Source organism: Pseudomonas alkylphenolica (assembly GCF_016009175.1).
GTDB lineage: Bacteria > Pseudomonadota > Gammaproteobacteria > Pseudomonadales > Pseudomonadaceae > Aquipseudomonas > Aquipseudomonas alkylphenolica_B.
In genome coordinates, this window is the sequence record NZ_JADUCM010000009.1 from 77,809 (window position 1) to 92,429 (window position 14,621).

At 61.3% G+C, this 14,621-nt stretch carries 11 protein-coding genes; 5 read left to right on the forward strand and 6 right to left on the reverse strand.

Going from position 1 to position 14,621, the window contains the following annotated elements; genetic code table 11:
- The first annotated feature begins 94 nt into the window (after positions 1-94).
- A complete protein-coding gene (locus tag I5S59_RS10835) occupies positions 95-619 on the forward strand; it encodes an MgtC/SapB family protein (protein ID WP_197876600.1) in 525 nt (174 codons plus the stop codon).
- Positions 620-1,159: 540 nt separating this feature from the next.
- On the opposite strand, the gene I5S59_RS10840 is transcribed toward I5S59_RS10835, so the two are convergent.
- The 3 genes from I5S59_RS10840 to I5S59_RS10850 all read right to left on the reverse strand — a co-directional run bounded on the left by I5S59_RS10840 (position 1,160) and on the right by I5S59_RS10850 (position 3,525).
- Positions 1,160-2,059 carry a hydroxymethylglutaryl-CoA lyase gene (locus tag I5S59_RS10840; protein WP_197876601.1) on the reverse strand — a complete coding sequence of 300 codons (900 nt, stop codon included), beginning with the start codon at positions 2,057-2,059 and terminating at the stop codon, positions 1,160-1,162.
- Between the two features lie 18 nt (positions 2,060-2,077).
- Complete coding sequence (locus tag I5S59_RS10845; RefSeq protein WP_197876602.1) at positions 2,078-2,479, reverse strand: MerR family transcriptional regulator; 402 nt, start codon at positions 2,477-2,479, stop codon at positions 2,078-2,080.
- A 113-nt stretch (positions 2,480-2,592) separates the two neighbouring features.
- Positions 2,593-3,525, reverse strand: a complete 933-nt coding sequence (locus I5S59_RS10850; protein ID WP_197876603.1) for a LysR family transcriptional regulator — start codon at positions 3,523-3,525, stop codon at positions 2,593-2,595.
- 138 nt (positions 3,526-3,663) lie between these two features.
- Here I5S59_RS10850 and I5S59_RS10855 point away from each other — a divergent pair, with 138 nt between their 5' ends.
- Positions 3,664-4,893: an acyl-CoA dehydrogenase gene (locus I5S59_RS10855; RefSeq protein ID WP_197876604.1), complete on the forward strand. Its 1,230-nt coding sequence runs from the start codon at positions 3,664-3,666 to the stop codon at positions 4,891-4,893.
- Positions 4,894-4,935: 42 nt separating this feature from the next.
- On the opposite strand, the gene I5S59_RS10860 is transcribed toward I5S59_RS10855, so the two are convergent.
- The 3 genes from I5S59_RS10860 to xthA all read right to left on the reverse strand — a co-directional run bounded on the left by I5S59_RS10860 (position 4,936) and on the right by xthA (position 8,331).
- A complete protein-coding gene (locus I5S59_RS10860; protein ID WP_197876605.1) occupies positions 4,936-5,943 on the reverse strand; it encodes a TerC family protein in 1,008 nt (335 codons plus the stop codon).
- 153 nt (positions 5,944-6,096) lie between these two features.
- Complete coding sequence (locus I5S59_RS10865) at positions 6,097-7,419, reverse strand: substrate-binding domain-containing protein (protein WP_197876606.1); 1,323 nt, start codon at positions 7,417-7,419, stop codon at positions 6,097-6,099.
- A 99-nt stretch (positions 7,420-7,518) separates the two neighbouring features.
- Positions 7,519-8,331, reverse strand: a complete 813-nt coding sequence (gene xthA, locus I5S59_RS10870) for an exodeoxyribonuclease III (RefSeq protein WP_197876607.1) — start codon at positions 8,329-8,331, stop codon at positions 7,519-7,521.
- A gap of 161 nt (positions 8,332-8,492) precedes the next feature.
- On the opposite strand from xthA, the gene I5S59_RS10875 reads away from it, so the two are divergent.
- From I5S59_RS10875 to I5S59_RS10885, 3 genes are read left to right on the forward strand one after another with little or no spacing between them, the layout of a single operon-like run.
- Positions 8,493-9,152 (forward strand): GNAT family N-acetyltransferase, encoded by a 660-nt coding sequence (locus I5S59_RS10875; RefSeq protein WP_197876608.1) that lies wholly within the window; start codon positions 8,493-8,495, stop codon positions 9,150-9,152.
- A 57-nt stretch (positions 9,153-9,209) separates the two neighbouring features.
- A complete protein-coding gene (locus tag I5S59_RS10880) occupies positions 9,210-10,949 on the forward strand; it encodes an autotransporter assembly complex protein TamA (protein WP_197876609.1) in 1,740 nt (579 codons plus the stop codon).
- Positions 10,946-14,620, forward strand: coding sequence for a translocation/assembly module TamB domain-containing protein (locus I5S59_RS10885; RefSeq protein WP_197876610.1), 3,675 nt, complete (start codon positions 10,946-10,948; stop codon positions 14,618-14,620). Before I5S59_RS10880 ends, I5S59_RS10885 begins: the two co-directional genes overlap by 4 nt.
- Position 14,621 lies beyond the last annotated feature (1 nt).

Here is a 14,621-nt window from a genome sequence, read left to right on the forward strand (position 1 = left end):
GGGACAAGCAGGTCGTCGGCGCCCGGCGCGCACTGCCGCACTAGCACCCCGGCGGGTGGTCCATCGAGAAAGGGCCCGTTCCTGGAGCGCGCTGATGGATGCCTGGTGGCAACAAATCTGGACGACACTGATCGCCGAGTTCGCCGACCTCAGGGATATCAAGCAACTGACCCAGGTCACCGTGCGCCTGCTGATGGCGGCGCTGCTCGGTGGCATCCTGGGCTTTGAACGTGAGCTCAAGGGCAAGGCTGCCGGGGTACGTACGCATATGCTGGTGGCAATGGGGGCTGCGCTGTTCGTGCTGGTCCCGCGCATGGCCGGGGTCGATGATGCCGCCTTGAGCCGGGTGGTGCAGGGTATCGTTGCCGGTATCGGTTTTCTTGGCGCCGGCACCATTTTGAAAGGTCATCACCAGCAACTTGATCACGTCAAAGGCCTGACCACGGCTGCGGGCTTGTGGATGACGGCGGCCATCGGTATTGCCGCGGGGATGGGGCGTGAGGCCACTGCGGTGATCAGCACGCTGCTGGCACTGCTGGTGCTGGGCATGATGCCGTGGGTGGTGAACCGCTTCGAGAAGGACGATGAGGACGAAAACGAGGAGGGCAGGAAGCACTGAGGGGAGCCTAAGCTCCCCTCAAAGATTGTTGCGTGCTCTTTTTTTGTTATTGGAGGGCGGCCTGTTGTTGTTTTTGGTGACCGTTGCCTCTGTATCACTGGCGATCCCCATCCGGGATCAAGAGCAAACGTATTTTTTTGAGCGCTGATCTACTCTTATCATTGCTGATCCAACCGTGACCTTCGCTACCTTGGGGTAGTTTTATTGTTTTTTGTCAGGTTGCGGGGGCGAACCCCGGAAAAGCACATCTTCTCCAAAAAAATCTGTTAGCTGCGTCTCTGCCGTGTTGTTCTTGTTATGTCAGAGTCGTTACGTCTTGTTTTTATTGGTGTGTCGCACTTTTTATTATTCTTGTACCAAAGATATAGCAGTTGCCGTGCCAACTTTTTAAAACCTAGTAAAATCAATGGCTTACGATTTTTGGCAGGAAAGGCGAGCGGGGATTTCTGTCGAATTGTTTCCGTGTTACCCGGTTTTTTCCGGTGAAGCGTGGGGGCGGTAACACTCAGACATGCCGTCTGCTGTTACCGCCCCGCTGTTTCAGGCCGCGCTGCGGGCGCGGGCCACACGCGAGCCGTTGGCGCGCCCCAATACGTTGCTGATGCGCTGGCCGGCGAGGATCAACTGCTCAAGGTCAATGCCGGTATTGATGCCCAGGCCTTGCAGCATGTAGAGCACGTCTTCGCTGGCAACGTTACCGCTGGCGCCCTTGGCATAAGGGCAACCGCCGAGGCCTGCGACCGAGCTGTCGAACACGCTGATGCCTTCAAGCAGGCTGGCATAGACGTTGGCCAGGGCCTGCCCGTAGGTATCATGGAAGTGTCCGGCCAGCTGTGCTCGCGGTACATGCGCCGCCACCACCTCGAACAGGCGGCGGGTAGCACCCGGGGTACCGGTACCGATGGTGTCGCCCAGGGATACCTCGTAGCAGCCCATCTCGAACAGCTCGCGGGCCACCGGTGCGACCTGCTCGGCAGTCACCGCGCCCTCATACGGGCAACCCAGTACACAGGACACGTAACCGCGCACGCGTACACCGTGCTCGCGTGCCGCTTCCATGATGGGCACAAAGCGCTGCAGGCTTTCGCTGATCGAGCAGTTGATGTTGCGCTGGGAGAAGGCCTCGGATGCCGCCGCAAATACCGCCACTTCCTTTACACCGGCGGCCAGGGCATCTTCGAAACCACGCAGGTTAGGCGACAGGGCAGCATAGGTAACGCCGGCTTTTTGTTGAATGCGCGAGAATACCTCGGCAGAGCCTGCCATCTGCGGTACCCACTTTGGTGACACGAAGCTGCCCACCTCTATATAGGACAGGCCGGCTGCCGTCAGGTCGTCGACCAGGCGAACCTTGTCGTCGACGCTGATGGGCTGGGCTTCGTTCTGCAGGCCGTCGCGCGGGCCAACTTCGACCAGGCGAACGTTTTCAGGCAATGACATGGCAGGGGTCCTCAGGGCTCAGTGGCTGTTTTTCTGGTTGTTCAGGGTGGCTGCCAGGGCTTGCTCGCAACGTTCCTGGGCGGTGTCGAGCTCCAGTTGCATCTGCTGGATATCGAGCAATTGTTGTTCGAGCTGGCTGCGCCGGTTGGCGATCTTGTCCAGCATGCTGTGCAATTGCTTGAGATTGCCGCTGGAGGGGTCGTAGAGCTCGATCAGCTCGCGGCATTCGGCCAGCGAAAAGCCAATGCGCTTGCCACGCAAGATCAGCTTCAGGCTGACTTTGTCGCGGGCCGAATAGACCCGCTCAAGGCCCCGGCGCTCGGGGCTGAGCAAGCCTTGTTCTTCATAAAAACGGATGGCCCGGGTGGTGATGTCGAGCTCGCGGGACAGGTCGGAAATGCTGTAGGTCTGGACGCTCATGGTCAGGCTCGGGAAAAGGGCATGAGCTAACCTACTGGCAGGTTGACGTATACGTCAAGCAAGGATTGGCCAACGTTGCGCGGGACGCCATTGGCCATCCCGCGGCAGAGCGTTTAGGCCGTGGCTTTGCTCGTGCGCTCATCGTGTGCCACCACTGCCTGGCACAATTCGATGATCTGCTCGCGCATCCAGCGATTGGCCGGATCCTGGTCGGTGCTTTCGTGCCAGTACAGGTGAGTTTCCAGGGGCGGTACGTCGTTGACCGGCAGGCTCAGGTAGTTGAGTTGATGGCGGCGGGCGAATCGCTCCGGCACAGTCATGACCATGTCGGTCTGCTGCAGTACTTGCGAAGCCATCAAGTAGTGCTGGGAGCGCAGGGCGATCTTGCGTTGCACCCCCATCTTGCCCAGCGCCAGGTCGACATAGCCCAGCCCGTTGCGCCGGCTGGAGATATGAATGTGGGTCAGGCCCAGGTAGTCGTCGAGGCTGAGTTTGTCTTTGGCCAGTGGGTGGCCCTGGCGCATGGCGCACACGTACTGGTCCTGCATCAATTTGACATGGCGCACCTGAGGGTCGGTGTTCAGCGGTGCATCCACGGCAAAATCCAGTCGCCCGGCCGCCAGTTCCTTGGTGGTCTCGCGGCGTTTGCACAGAAAACTCTCGATGATCACCGCCGGCGCCAGCCGCCGCAGGCGTTGGAACAGGGGCGGGAGAATCACAGCTTCGGTGAGGTCGGTCATGCTGATACGGAAGGTCTTGTTCGCCTGCAGCGGGGTGAAAATCCGGCTTTCCTGGACCGATACGCGTAGCAGCGACAGCGCGTTGCGCACCGGGCCGATGATGTTCTGCGCCATCGGTGTTGGCACCATGCCCTGGGCGGTACGCACGAACAACGGATCGTTGAAGGTTTCACGCAGCCGCGCCAGGGCATTGGAGACTGCTGGCTGGGTAATGCCGACGATCTGCCCGGCGCGCGTCAGGTTGGCTTCGGTGTAGATGGCATCGAAGACGATGAACAGATTCAGGTCGACCTTGCTCAGGTTCATGGGCGCTGCTCTTGTTGGTGTTATGGGTGGATCATATATTGGTTATGAATGTTTATACACGCCGAGAATAGACTAGGTGGATTTTGCTGGCTGATCTAGGCTCTTTACCAGATCCCCTTTCCACTGAAGGTACTGCCCATGGATTTCGCCTATTCACCCAAGGTCCAGGCGTTGCGCGAACGTGTCACGGCGTTTATGGACGCTTATGTCTATCCCGCCGAGGCGGTGTTCGAGCAACAGGTTGCCGAGGGCGACCGTTGGCAGCCGACCGCGATCATGGAAGAACTGAAGAACAAGGCCAAGGCTGAAGGGTTGTGGAACCTGTTCCTGCCCGAGTCGGAGCTGGGGGCCGGGCTGAGCAACCTCGAATATGCACCGCTGGCCGAAATCATGGGCCGTTCGCTGTTGGGGCCAGAGCCCTTCAACTGCTCGGCGCCGGACACCGGCAACATGGAAGTGCTGGTGCGTTATGGCAGCGAGGCGCAAAAGCGTCAGTGGCTGGAGCCATTGCTGCGTGGCGATATTCGCTCGGCGTTTGCCATGACCGAACCGGACGTGGCGTCGTCCGATGCCACCAACATGGCGGCGCGGGCGGAGCGCGACGGTGACGAGTGGGTGATCAACGGCCGCAAGTGGTGGACTTCCGGCGCCTGCGATCCGCGCTGCAAGATCATGATCTTCATGGGGCTGAGCAACCCGGACGGCCCGCGTCACCAGCAGCATTCGATGATCCTCGTGCCCACCGACACTCCGGGGGTAAAAATCGTTCGGCCGCTACCGGTCTTCGGCTACGACGATGCGCCACATGGTCATGCCGAAGTGCTGTTCGAGAATGTGCGCGTGCCGTACGAAAACGTGTTGCTTGGCGAAGGGCGTGGATTTGAAATCGCTCAAGGGCGGCTTGGCCCGGGCCGGATTCACCACTGTATGCGCTCGATCGGCATGGCCGAGCGTGCCCTGGAGCTGATGTGCAAACGTTCGGTAGAGCGCACCGCGTTTGGCCGGCCACTGGCGCGTTTGGGCGGTAACGTCGACAAGATCGCCGACTCGCGCATGGAAATCGACATGGCCCGGCTGCTGACGCTCAAGGCCGCCTACATGATGGACACCGTGGGTAACAAGGTGGCGCGCAGCGAGATCGCGCAGATCAAGGTCGTGGCGCCGAACGTAGCATTGAAGGTCATCGACCGGGCGATCCAGATTCATGGCGGCGCCGGCGTCAGTGGTGACTTCCCGCTGGCCTACATGTACGCCATGCAGCGGACCCTGCGCCTGGCCGACGGCCCGGATGAAGTGCACCGGGCAGCGATCGGCAAGTATGAAATCGGCAAGTACGTCCCCAAGGAGATGCTGCGTAGCGGTCATTGACCGACGCGCTTCACCGTTCAGGCCCGCTCATGCGGGCCTGAATCATTTGTGGCTGTGGGAATTGACCGGCTGGGGCGGCTGGTCGCGGGTTTTCAGCAGTGACAACACCACGCCACCCGACAGCAACGCCATGGTCACGCCCAGCGAAAGCAGGGCAGGCACCGCACCGATCAGGCCGTGGTAGAAGATCTTGCAGCCGATGAAAATCAGCACCAGTGCCAGCGCGTACTTGAGATAGACAAAGCGGTGCATCAGCGCCGCGAGGGCAAAATACAGCGCGCGCAGGCCAAGGATTGCAAAGATGTTCGAGGTGTAGACGATGAACGGGTCCTGGGGGATGGCGAAGATGGCGGGGACGCTGTCGACGGCGAACACCAGGTCGGCCAGCTCGATCAGCACCAGCGCCAGGAACAGGGGGGTGGCGTACAGCACCGCCTTGTGCTGCCCGGCAGCTTTGAGCCGGACAAAAAAATGCGGGCCGTGCAAATCGTCGGTAACGCGCATATGGCGGCGTACGAACTTCAGTACCGGGTTGTTGCCAAGGTCCGGGTGGGCCTCTTCGCGGGTAAACAGCATTTTTATCCCGGTCAGCAGCAGGAAGGCCCCGAACACATAGAGTATCCAGGCAAACTCCTGGACCAGCGTGCTGCCGATGCCGATCATGATCGCGCGCAACACCACCACGCCAAGGATGCCCCAGAACAGCACCCGGTGCTGGTACAGGCGGGGGATGGCGAAGTAACTGAAGATCATTGCCATCACAAAGACGTTGTCCATGGACAACGACTGCTCGACCAGAAAGCCGGTGTAGAATTCCAGGGCACGTTGCGTCCCCAGTTCCAGCCAGACCCAGCCGCCAAACAGTACCCCGACACTGAAATACCCGGTGTAAAGCAGCAGGCTTTCGCGCATTTCAATTTCGTGGGCCTTGCGGTGCAGCACGCCCAGGTCCAGGAACAGCAGGAACAGGACAATGCCAATGAATGCCAGCCAGAACCAGGCGCTGGTGCCGAGAAAGTCGTTTTCGAGAAATGCCTCTAGAGTCGCCATGCGCCCCTCCGTAATTGTCGTCGTTGCTGTAGCAACAGTGACTCCGACATGGCGGCTTGGCAGCCGTCAGAGGGGCCCGGCGTCACGTATTAAAGCGTAGTTGCGATCCGAGGGGGCGTGGGGACGGGCCTGTAACAAATGGTTGCGCAACCCTCAATAGACCCACACCTCGACACGCCGATTACGGATGCGGCCTTCTTCTGCAAGGTTGGTGGCCACCGGCAGTTCATCGCCCAGGCCGATGACTTCGCGCAACGTCACCCCTTCTTTAGCCAGCTCCCGACGCACCGCCATGGCGCGCAGGCGCGAGAGCAGGGCGGCGCGCTGCGGATCATGCTTGGCATCGCCAAAGCCGACCAGCACGGCACCGTGTTCGAGCTTGTCATTGCGTCGCAGAAACTCCGCTACGCGCTGCACATCGCGCAGCGCCTTGTTGTCCAGGCTGGCGTTGCCTTCCTGAAAACGAAAGTTCACCGACAGGCGCTGGGCATCGCGCACCAGCGCCTGGTAAGGCTTGGGCATGCCCTCTGCGGGCGGGACTTTGAGTGCGTGAACCTGCTGCCCGACAAACCCGTTGCCCGTGACGATGGCCTGGCCTTTGGCGCTCTGGGCAAACTCCACCAGGGCGCGGGCCCACGGATTGTTCTGGCTGGGGGGCAGGTAGAAGTACAAGCGCCGTGACAAGGGGTAGTCTTCGCTGGCGACCAGGGCCGGGCTGGGCAGCATCGGCCTGGAAGCGCCGTCGGCGATTGCCAGGACCTTGGCGCCATGTACCGAAGCCAGGCTGCTGAAGCCGATGGCCTGGCGGTCTGCGCGCACATGAGCGGCCAGTTGTTCACCCGACTCGAAACGCTGTGCCGAGGGGGCCAGGCGCTGGCCTGCAGCATCCAGCACCAACGCCTTGAAGGTTTCGAAGGTGCCCGAGCGATCGTCGCGGGCGTACAGGTGAATGGGGCCGCTGCCCAGGCCCAGCGTCTCCCAGGAGGTAATCTGCCCGGCAAATATCTGTGCCAGCTGCTGGGTGCTCAATTGCGGCAGCGGGTTGTCGGGGTGAACGATGACGGCGACGCCGTCCAGGCCGATGATATGTTCGGCTGCGGCACTGTTGAGGTCGCCCAGTGCCTGCAGTTCGCTCAACTCACTGGTTTTGATCGGGCGAGAGGCCGCCGCCAGTTCTGCCTGGCCGGACTTGAGTGCGGCAAACCCTGTGCTTGAACCGTGGGCCGCGATATCGAAACGCAGGGGCTGGCCGTCCGGGGCCTGGGCACGCACCTGGATTTCGTTGGCCGTCGCGGTGGCTTCAATCGAAATCTTGCGGGCGCCCTGGAACTCCAGCAGACCTTTGACCAGTGCCGGCGCCAGGGACGCTCCGATGGTGTTCGAGCCCTGGATGCGCAGTTGCGCCTGATCTTCAGGCGCAGCGCGGGCAAGGAGGGGAATCAGGCACAGCAGGAGCAGGCTGAGGGGGCGGAACATGCCGGCAGACACTCTTCAGGCAAAGGATGTGCCGCAGATTAAGACGGTTAGATGACTGCAAGATGACAGTCATCTGCCTGCCCTCAGCTTTATCAAGCGTTACGCCAACTCCAGCCAGATCGGCGCATGGTCCGAAGGCTTTTCCATGCTGCGCAGGTCATAGTCGACGCCCGCCGCCTTGATGCGCGGTAGCAGCGCCTGGGAGGCCATGATCAGGTCGATACGCAGGCCGCGCTTGGGCTCGTCTTCAAAGCCACGGCTGCGGTAGTCGAACCAGCTGAAGCGGTCGGCGACCTCAGGGTGCAGGTGGCGGAAACTGTCGACCAGGCCCCAGTTTTTAAGGCGGGCCATCCACTCGCGTTCTTCGGGCAGGAAGCTGCATTTTCCGGTCTTCAGCCAGCGTTTGGCGTTGTCCGCGCCGATACCGATGTCACAGTCTTCTGGCGAAATGTTGACATCGCCCATCACCAGCAGCGGCTGGTCGTTCTTGAACTGGGTTTCCAGCAAAGCCTGCAGGTCGCTGTAGAAGCGCTGTTTGGCCGGGAATTTGGTCGGGTGGTCGCGACTTTCGCCTTGAGGGAAGTAGCCGTTCATGATGGTGATCGGCGTGCCGTCGGCATCGGCGAAGGTGCCCCAGATAAAACGGCGCTGGGCATCTTCATCATCCGTGCTGAAACCCTTGTGCAGGCTCAGTGGCGCCTGGCGCGACAGCAGGGCAACCCCGTAGTGACCTTTCTGGCCATGAAAATGTACGTGATAGCCCAGTGCCTGGACTTCGGCCAGCGGGAACTGCTCGTCGCTGACTTTGGTTTCCTGCAGGCCGATGACATCCGGCTGATGTTTGTCGATCAACGCCGCCAACTGATGGGGCCGGGCGCGCAGGCCATTGATGTTGAACGAGACGATCTTCATGGGAAACACAATCCTGGTAAAACCCAGGATGCTAGCCGACAACGGCGGCGGCGGCCAGCGTGGCGCTGCAACCGATAGGCTGCTAACGTGGTGCTCGGGGTGAACGTCGGCGCAACGTCTACCTCAAAGGCAATGAATGCCCTTTTGCGGAGGTCTGCCCGATGACCGAATCAACTGCTGCTGTGGCTCAGATCCGTCTGCTCGACGGGGGGTACAGCCGCGAAGCACGTTCCCTGTTGTACCACGCCTATCGCCACGAGCCGACCTATGCCTTTCTGTTCGAGGCGCAGCGGCCGGGCTTTGACCAGCGCATCCGCGCGACGGTGCGTGAGCGGGTCAAACAGCATTTCTTTCAGGAGTTGCCGGCACTTGGGTTGTTGCTCGACGACCGGCTGATCGGCATCGCCCTGATCGCGCCGCCGCAGCGTCGCCTGGGCGTGACCGACAGCTGGGCCTGGCGCATGCGCATGGTGCTCAGTACCGGTTTTCGCTGCACCCGGCGCTACCTTGATTATCAGGCGGCACTGATGGCCTGCCTGCCGGGTGATGCGGTGCACATCCTGCCGCTGCTGGGCATTCATCCGCAGTTTCAGGGCAAGCACTATGGTGAACAATTGTTACAAGCCGTTCACGACTGGTGTGCCGAAGACGAGCATTCGCAAGGCGTTGTGCTCGATACCGGCAATGAACACTACCTGGCCTTTTACCAGCGCCAGGGCTACCAGGAAATTGGTGAAATTGCTGTAGGGCCGGTGCGAGAGCATGTGTTCTTTCATCCCAATCCCCAGTCATCTCAACGTGCATCGGCCGTGCCTGCATAGCAGGCGGGAGAGCCTCGGACTCCATGCTGGCGCCAAGCTCTGGTAGCATCCGCGCCTATGACGTATTCAGGACGATTCACCTGCGGTTTGATTCTGTTGTTTGCCAGCGTTGCCGCGTATGCGCAAAGCGAGCTGGTGGTACGGATCAAACCTGCCAATAAAGAACTCAAGGCCAATGTCGAAGGCTACATCGGCAACCTTGGAAAACGCGATGAAGAGGCTTTGCTGCGCTTTAGCCGCGGTGCCATGGAGCAGGCGCGCAAAGCCGCCCAGGCGCTGGGTTACTACCAGGCGCGGATCGACAGCGAAGTCAAACCGGCCAAAGGCGATAAAGAGCCGCAACTGGTGCTCAGCATTGACCCTGGCGAGCCGGTGCACTTGCGCGATGTGACCATTCGTATCGACGGTCCCGCCAGCGAGATGAAGGCATTTCGCCTGCCCGACAGCAAGGCGCTGCGCTCAGGGGAAGTGCTCAATCACGGTCATTACGAAGACGCCAAACGCCTGATCCAGAACCAGGCAGCGCGTTACGGCTTTTTCAGCGGGCGTTTTGTGCGCCAGCGCCTGGCCGTCGATCCACAGGCCGGTGTGGCCGATATCGAACTCATCTATGACAGTGGCCCGCGTTATCGCCTGGGCGCGGTCAGCTTTGCCGGCGATACGCCGTTTGACGAAACCCTGCTGCAGCGCATGGTGCCTTTCAAGGCCGACACCCCCTACGATTCCGAACTGATCGCCGAACTCAACAACGCCCTGCAGTCCAGTGGCTATTTCGAAGGCGTGCGGGTTGATGCTGCGCCCACGGCTGCCGTCGAGCAGCGCATTCCCGTGGCGGTTCAGTTGAGCACCCGCAAACCCCGGACCATGGGCCTGGGTCTGGGTTTTTCGACCGACGTCGGCCCGCGTGGCAAGGCCAACTGGACGCGCCACTGGGTCAACCCGCAAGGTCATAGCTATGGCTGGGAAACCGAATTGTCGGCGCCGCGCCAGAACGTCGGGCTGTGGTACGACATTCCCCTCGATCCGCCGCTGACCGACAAATTGCGCTTTGCCGGGGGCTACCAGAACGAAGAAATCGCCGGCACCGACACCTTGAGCAAGCTGCTCACCGTCGGCCCGGAATGGCACAGCAAACTGCCCAGCGGCTGGCAGCGGGTGATATCGCTCAAGTACCAGCGAGAGGAATACCGCCTGGGCGATGACTCGGGCCTGAGCAACCTGTTGATGCCGGGTGTCAGCTATTCGTACCTGCGCAGTGACAACCGCATCGACCCGCACAACGGCTACCGCCTGCAGTTCGATCTTCAGGCCGCCAAAGAAGGGCTGGTATCGGATACCAACCTGTTGCATGGCAATGTCGTGCTCAAGGGTTTGACCACCCTGGCGCACAACCACCGTTTTCTGGGGCGTATTCAATTTGGCGGAAGCGCCACCAACGACTATCAAAGTTCCCTGCCGCCGTCGCTGCGCTTCTTTGCCGGTGGCGACCAGAGTGTGCGGGGCTACGACTATCAGAGCCTGTCGCCGAAAAACTCCGACGGTGACCGCATCGGCGGCCGCTACCTGGTAGCAGGCAGTGCCGAGTATCAGTACCAGATTGTAGACAAGTGGCGGGTGGCGACCTTTGTCGACCAAGGTAACTCGTTCAACAACCTGGAACTGCCCAGCCTCAAGACCGGTGTCGGTATTGGCGTGCGCTGGGTCTCACCTGTTGGGCCGCTGCGACTGGATCTGGCCCACGCGCTGGATGACGACGGCGGTTTCCGTTTGCACTTCTCCATGGGGCCGGAACTGTGAGCCGCGTTTTCAGAAACATCCTGCTCGGTGTGCTGGCACTGCTGCTGTTGGTCCTGCTTGCACTGGGCCTGGTACTTGGAACCCAGGCGGGCAGCCGCTGGGCCCTGGGACTGGTGCCAGGCTTGCAGCTTGAGCAATTTCAGGGGCGGCTGGCGGGCCAGTGGCACGCCGACCGTGTGTTATGGGAGCAGGGCGGCGATCGGGTAGAACTGGTCAAGCCGGTGTTTGCCTGGTCACCCGCTTGTCTGCTGGGCATGACGCTGTGTATCGACCGATTGCAGGCCGAGCAGGTCAATCTCGCGTTTGCCCCGGGTGAGTCCACACCTGACGCCGGGCCCTTGCAGTTGCCAGCATTGAAGCTGCCCGTGGCAATCAAGCTGGGTGACGTTCAAATCGGTCACCTGCGCCTGGATGGCAACGAGCAACTGAGCCAGTTGCAGCTGTCGGCGCACTGGACTGTTGCGGGTATGCAGATCGACAGTCTCGCGCTGCAGCGAGATGACCTGCAGGTAAACCTGCATGGGCTGCTGCGACCAGAAGGCGATTGGCCGTTGCAGGTTCAGGGGCAGATACAGCTGCCGAAGGTCGATGGGCAGGACTGGCAACTGTCGGTAAAGGTTGATGGCCAACTGCAAAAAAGCCTCACGCTCAGCGCTGACAGCAGCGGTTACCTGAACGCCCGGTTGAACGGGGAAGTGCAAGCATTGGCCGAGCAACTGCCGGCCACCCTGCAGATCAGCGCCAAGGCCTTCAAACCCGGCGCCGATCTGCCGGATACCCTGCAACTGAATGACCTTGAACTCAATGCCAAGGGCGATTTGAAGAACGGCTATCGATTGCTGGGTACGGCCAGCCTGCCGGCAGAGCAAGGGCCGGTAGCCTTGAGCCTGCAGGGAAAGGTTGATGCCAAAGGGGCCCAGTTGAGCGCTCTGGATCTCGCCGCTGGTGCGGACCAGCACCTCAAGCTGACGGCCAATGCCGATTGGCAACAAGGCTTGAGTGCCGATGCGACCCTGGACTGGCTGGATTTCCCATGGCTGCGGTTGTACCCGCTGGAGCAAGCACCCCAGGTGACCTTGCGCCGTTTCAATGCCCAGGTGCAGTACCGCGACGGCAACTATAGCGGTGAGTTCAAAGGCGACCTGGACGGCCCCGCTGGCGCGTTCAGCCTGAGTAGCCCGTTCAAGGGTGATTTGCAGCAGGTTAGCTTGCCGCAACTGGCGCTCACTGCTGGCCAGGGCAAGCTTGCCGGCAGTGTCGGTGTGCAGTTTGCCGAAGGCGTGGCCTGGGATGCCGCGCTCGAGCTGTCAGCGCTGAACCCGGCCTACTGGCTCGCCGAACTGCCGGGCACCCTGGCGGGGCCACTGCGCAGCAAGGGACAGATGAAAAACGGCGAACTGCGCCTGGATGCCGACCTTGACCTGAAGGGGCGCCTGCGTGGTCAGAGCGCTGTCTTCAAGGCGGTCGCCCAGGGCGCGGGGCAGAACTGGACGCTGGGCACTCTGGATATCCGTCTGGGTGACAATCACATCCAGGGTAGCGGCAGCATGCAGCAACGGCTGGCGGGCAAGCTCGAACTCAATTTGCCCCGTCTCGGCCAGCTATGGCCGCAGTTACAGGGTCAGCTCGCCGGTACGCTGGACGTAGCCGGCACCTTGAGCGCGCCGCAAGGCACACTGGTCTTGAACGGCCAACGACTGGCCCAGGCGGACAATCACGTGCAGCGCTTGTCTTTGGACGCCAAACTGGACAATGCCCAGCGCGCGTTGATCGAACTGCAGGCAAGCGGCATTCAGCTAGGCGATACCAATCTCGGTGTGCTCAGCGCCAAGGGGCGTGGTGACATACGTCAGCAACAGCTGGAGCTGGCCCTGGACGGGCCGCAGCTCAAGCTCGACCTTGGCCTGGACGGGCAACTGGACAAGGGCAATTGGCGCGGGCGCCTGGCCACCGGGCAGATTCAGGCAGGCGGCCAGGACTGGCGCTTGCAGGCTCCGGCCAAACTGCAGCGCCTGGCCAGCGGCCAACTGGACTTTGGCGCGCACTGCTGGCGTTCCGGCGAGGCCAGCCTGTGCGGTGAGGACCAGCGACTGGCGCCGGAACCGCGCTTGCGTTACCACCTCAAGCAATTCCCGTTGCAAAGCCTGGCCCAGTGGCTACCCAATGACTTTGCCTGGCAAGGGCTGCTCAATGCCGACATCAATCTCGATGTGCCGGCTAGCGGCCCTAAAGGCACCATTGTGGTAGACGCCAGTGGTGGCACGTTGCGCATGCGCGAAAAGGGCCAATGGCTCGATTTCCCGTACCAGACCCTGCGCCTGGAAAGCAATCTGGCCCCACGCCGGATTGACACCCGCCTGAATTTTCGTGGTGACCGCCTGGGCGAGCTGGCGCTGGTCACCCGGCTTGATCCGGTGGCGCGCAACAAGCCGCTGAGCGGTGACTTCCGCCTGACCGGGCTGGACATCGGCATCGCCCGTCCATTTGCACCGATGGTCGAGCGCCTGGCCGGGCAACTGAATGGCAGTGGAACATTGTCTGGTACCTTGCTGGCGCCGCAAGTCAACGGCAGCCTCAACCTGAGTGGGGGTGAAGTCGCTGGCGCGGAGCTGCCGATCAGCCTCGAGGCGCTGACTGTACAGGCGTTGATCGCTGGTGAGCACGTGCAGCTCAATGGTGCCTGGAAAAGCGGTAAGGCCGGACAGGGCAGCCTGAGTGGCCAGATCGGCTGGGGGCAGGTACTGGCGGTCGATTTGCAACTGCAAGGGCAGCAGCTCCCGGTCACCGTCGAGCCTTATGCAAACCTTGAGGTCGCGCCGGACCTGAAGATTACCCTTGAAAATGACAAGCTGGCGGTTTCCGGCAAGGTGCTGGTGCCCCGGGGCGAGATCATCGTACGTGAATTGCCGCCTTCCACGGTCAAGGTGTCTGATGACACGGTCATCGTCGGCCATCAGACCGAAGAGGGCAAGGCGCCGATGGCGATTGCCATGGACATCGATGTCGAGGTGGGCAAAGACAAGCTGTCGTTCAGCGGTTTCGGGCTGACGGCCAATTTGCTTGGGCATGTGCACATCGGCGATGACCTGGATACGCGCGGGGAGCTGAGCCTGACCGATGGCCGTTACCGGGCGTACGGTCAGCGCCTGACCATCCGCCGCGCGCGGTTGCTGTTTGCCGGTCCTATCGATCAGCCGTACCTGGACATCGAAGCCATTCGCCAGACCGATGATGTGATTGCCGGTATCCGCCTCAGCGGCAGTGCAGAACAGCCCACAACCCAAGTGTTCTCGGAGCCGGCCATGAGCCAGGAGCAGGCGCTTTCGTACCTGGTGCTGGGGCGTCCGCTGGGCACTACCGGTGAAGACAACAACATGCTCGCCGAAGCGGCGCTGGGCCTGGGCCTGGCTACCAGTGCAGGGGTTACCGGCAGCCTGGCATCAAGCCTGGGTATCGATGATTTCCAGCTCGATACCCAGGGCAGCGGTAACAGTACCAGCGTGGTCGCCAGTGGCAACCTGACCGAACGGCTGAGCCTGCGCTACGGGGTAGGCGTGTTTGAACCGGTGAATACGGTTGCGCTGCGCTACAAACTGAGCAAGAAGGTCTATCTGGAGGCTGCCAGTGGCCTGGCAAGTTCACTGGATATTTTTTACAAGCGCGATTTCTGAT

Coding starts and splice junctions, on each gene's coding strand:
- I5S59_RS10835 (WP_197876600.1), top strand. CDS start 95: ATGGATGCCTGGTGGCAACAAATCTGGACGACACTGATCGCCGAGTTC.
- I5S59_RS10840 (WP_197876601.1), bottom strand. CDS start 2,059: ATGTCATTGCCTGAAAACGTTCGCCTGGTCGAAGTTGGCCCGCGCGAC.
- I5S59_RS10845 (WP_197876602.1), bottom strand. CDS start 2,479: ATGAGCGTCCAGACCTACAGCATTTCCGACCTGTCCCGCGAGCTCGAC.
- I5S59_RS10850 (WP_197876603.1), bottom strand. CDS start 3,525: ATGAACCTGAGCAAGGTCGACCTGAATCTGTTCATCGTCTTCGATGCC.
- I5S59_RS10855 (WP_197876604.1), top strand. CDS start 3,664: ATGGATTTCGCCTATTCACCCAAGGTCCAGGCGTTGCGCGAACGTGTC.
- I5S59_RS10860 (WP_197876605.1), bottom strand. CDS start 5,943: ATGGCGACTCTAGAGGCATTTCTCGAAAACGACTTTCTCGGCACCAGC.
- I5S59_RS10865 (WP_197876606.1), bottom strand. CDS start 7,419: ATGTTCCGCCCCCTCAGCCTGCTCCTGCTGTGCCTGATTCCCCTCCTT.
- xthA (WP_197876607.1), bottom strand. CDS start 8,331: ATGAAGATCGTCTCGTTCAACATCAATGGCCTGCGCGCCCGGCCCCAT.
- I5S59_RS10875 (WP_197876608.1), top strand. CDS start 8,493: ATGACCGAATCAACTGCTGCTGTGGCTCAGATCCGTCTGCTCGACGGG.
- I5S59_RS10880 (WP_197876609.1), top strand. CDS start 9,210: ATGACGTATTCAGGACGATTCACCTGCGGTTTGATTCTGTTGTTTGCC.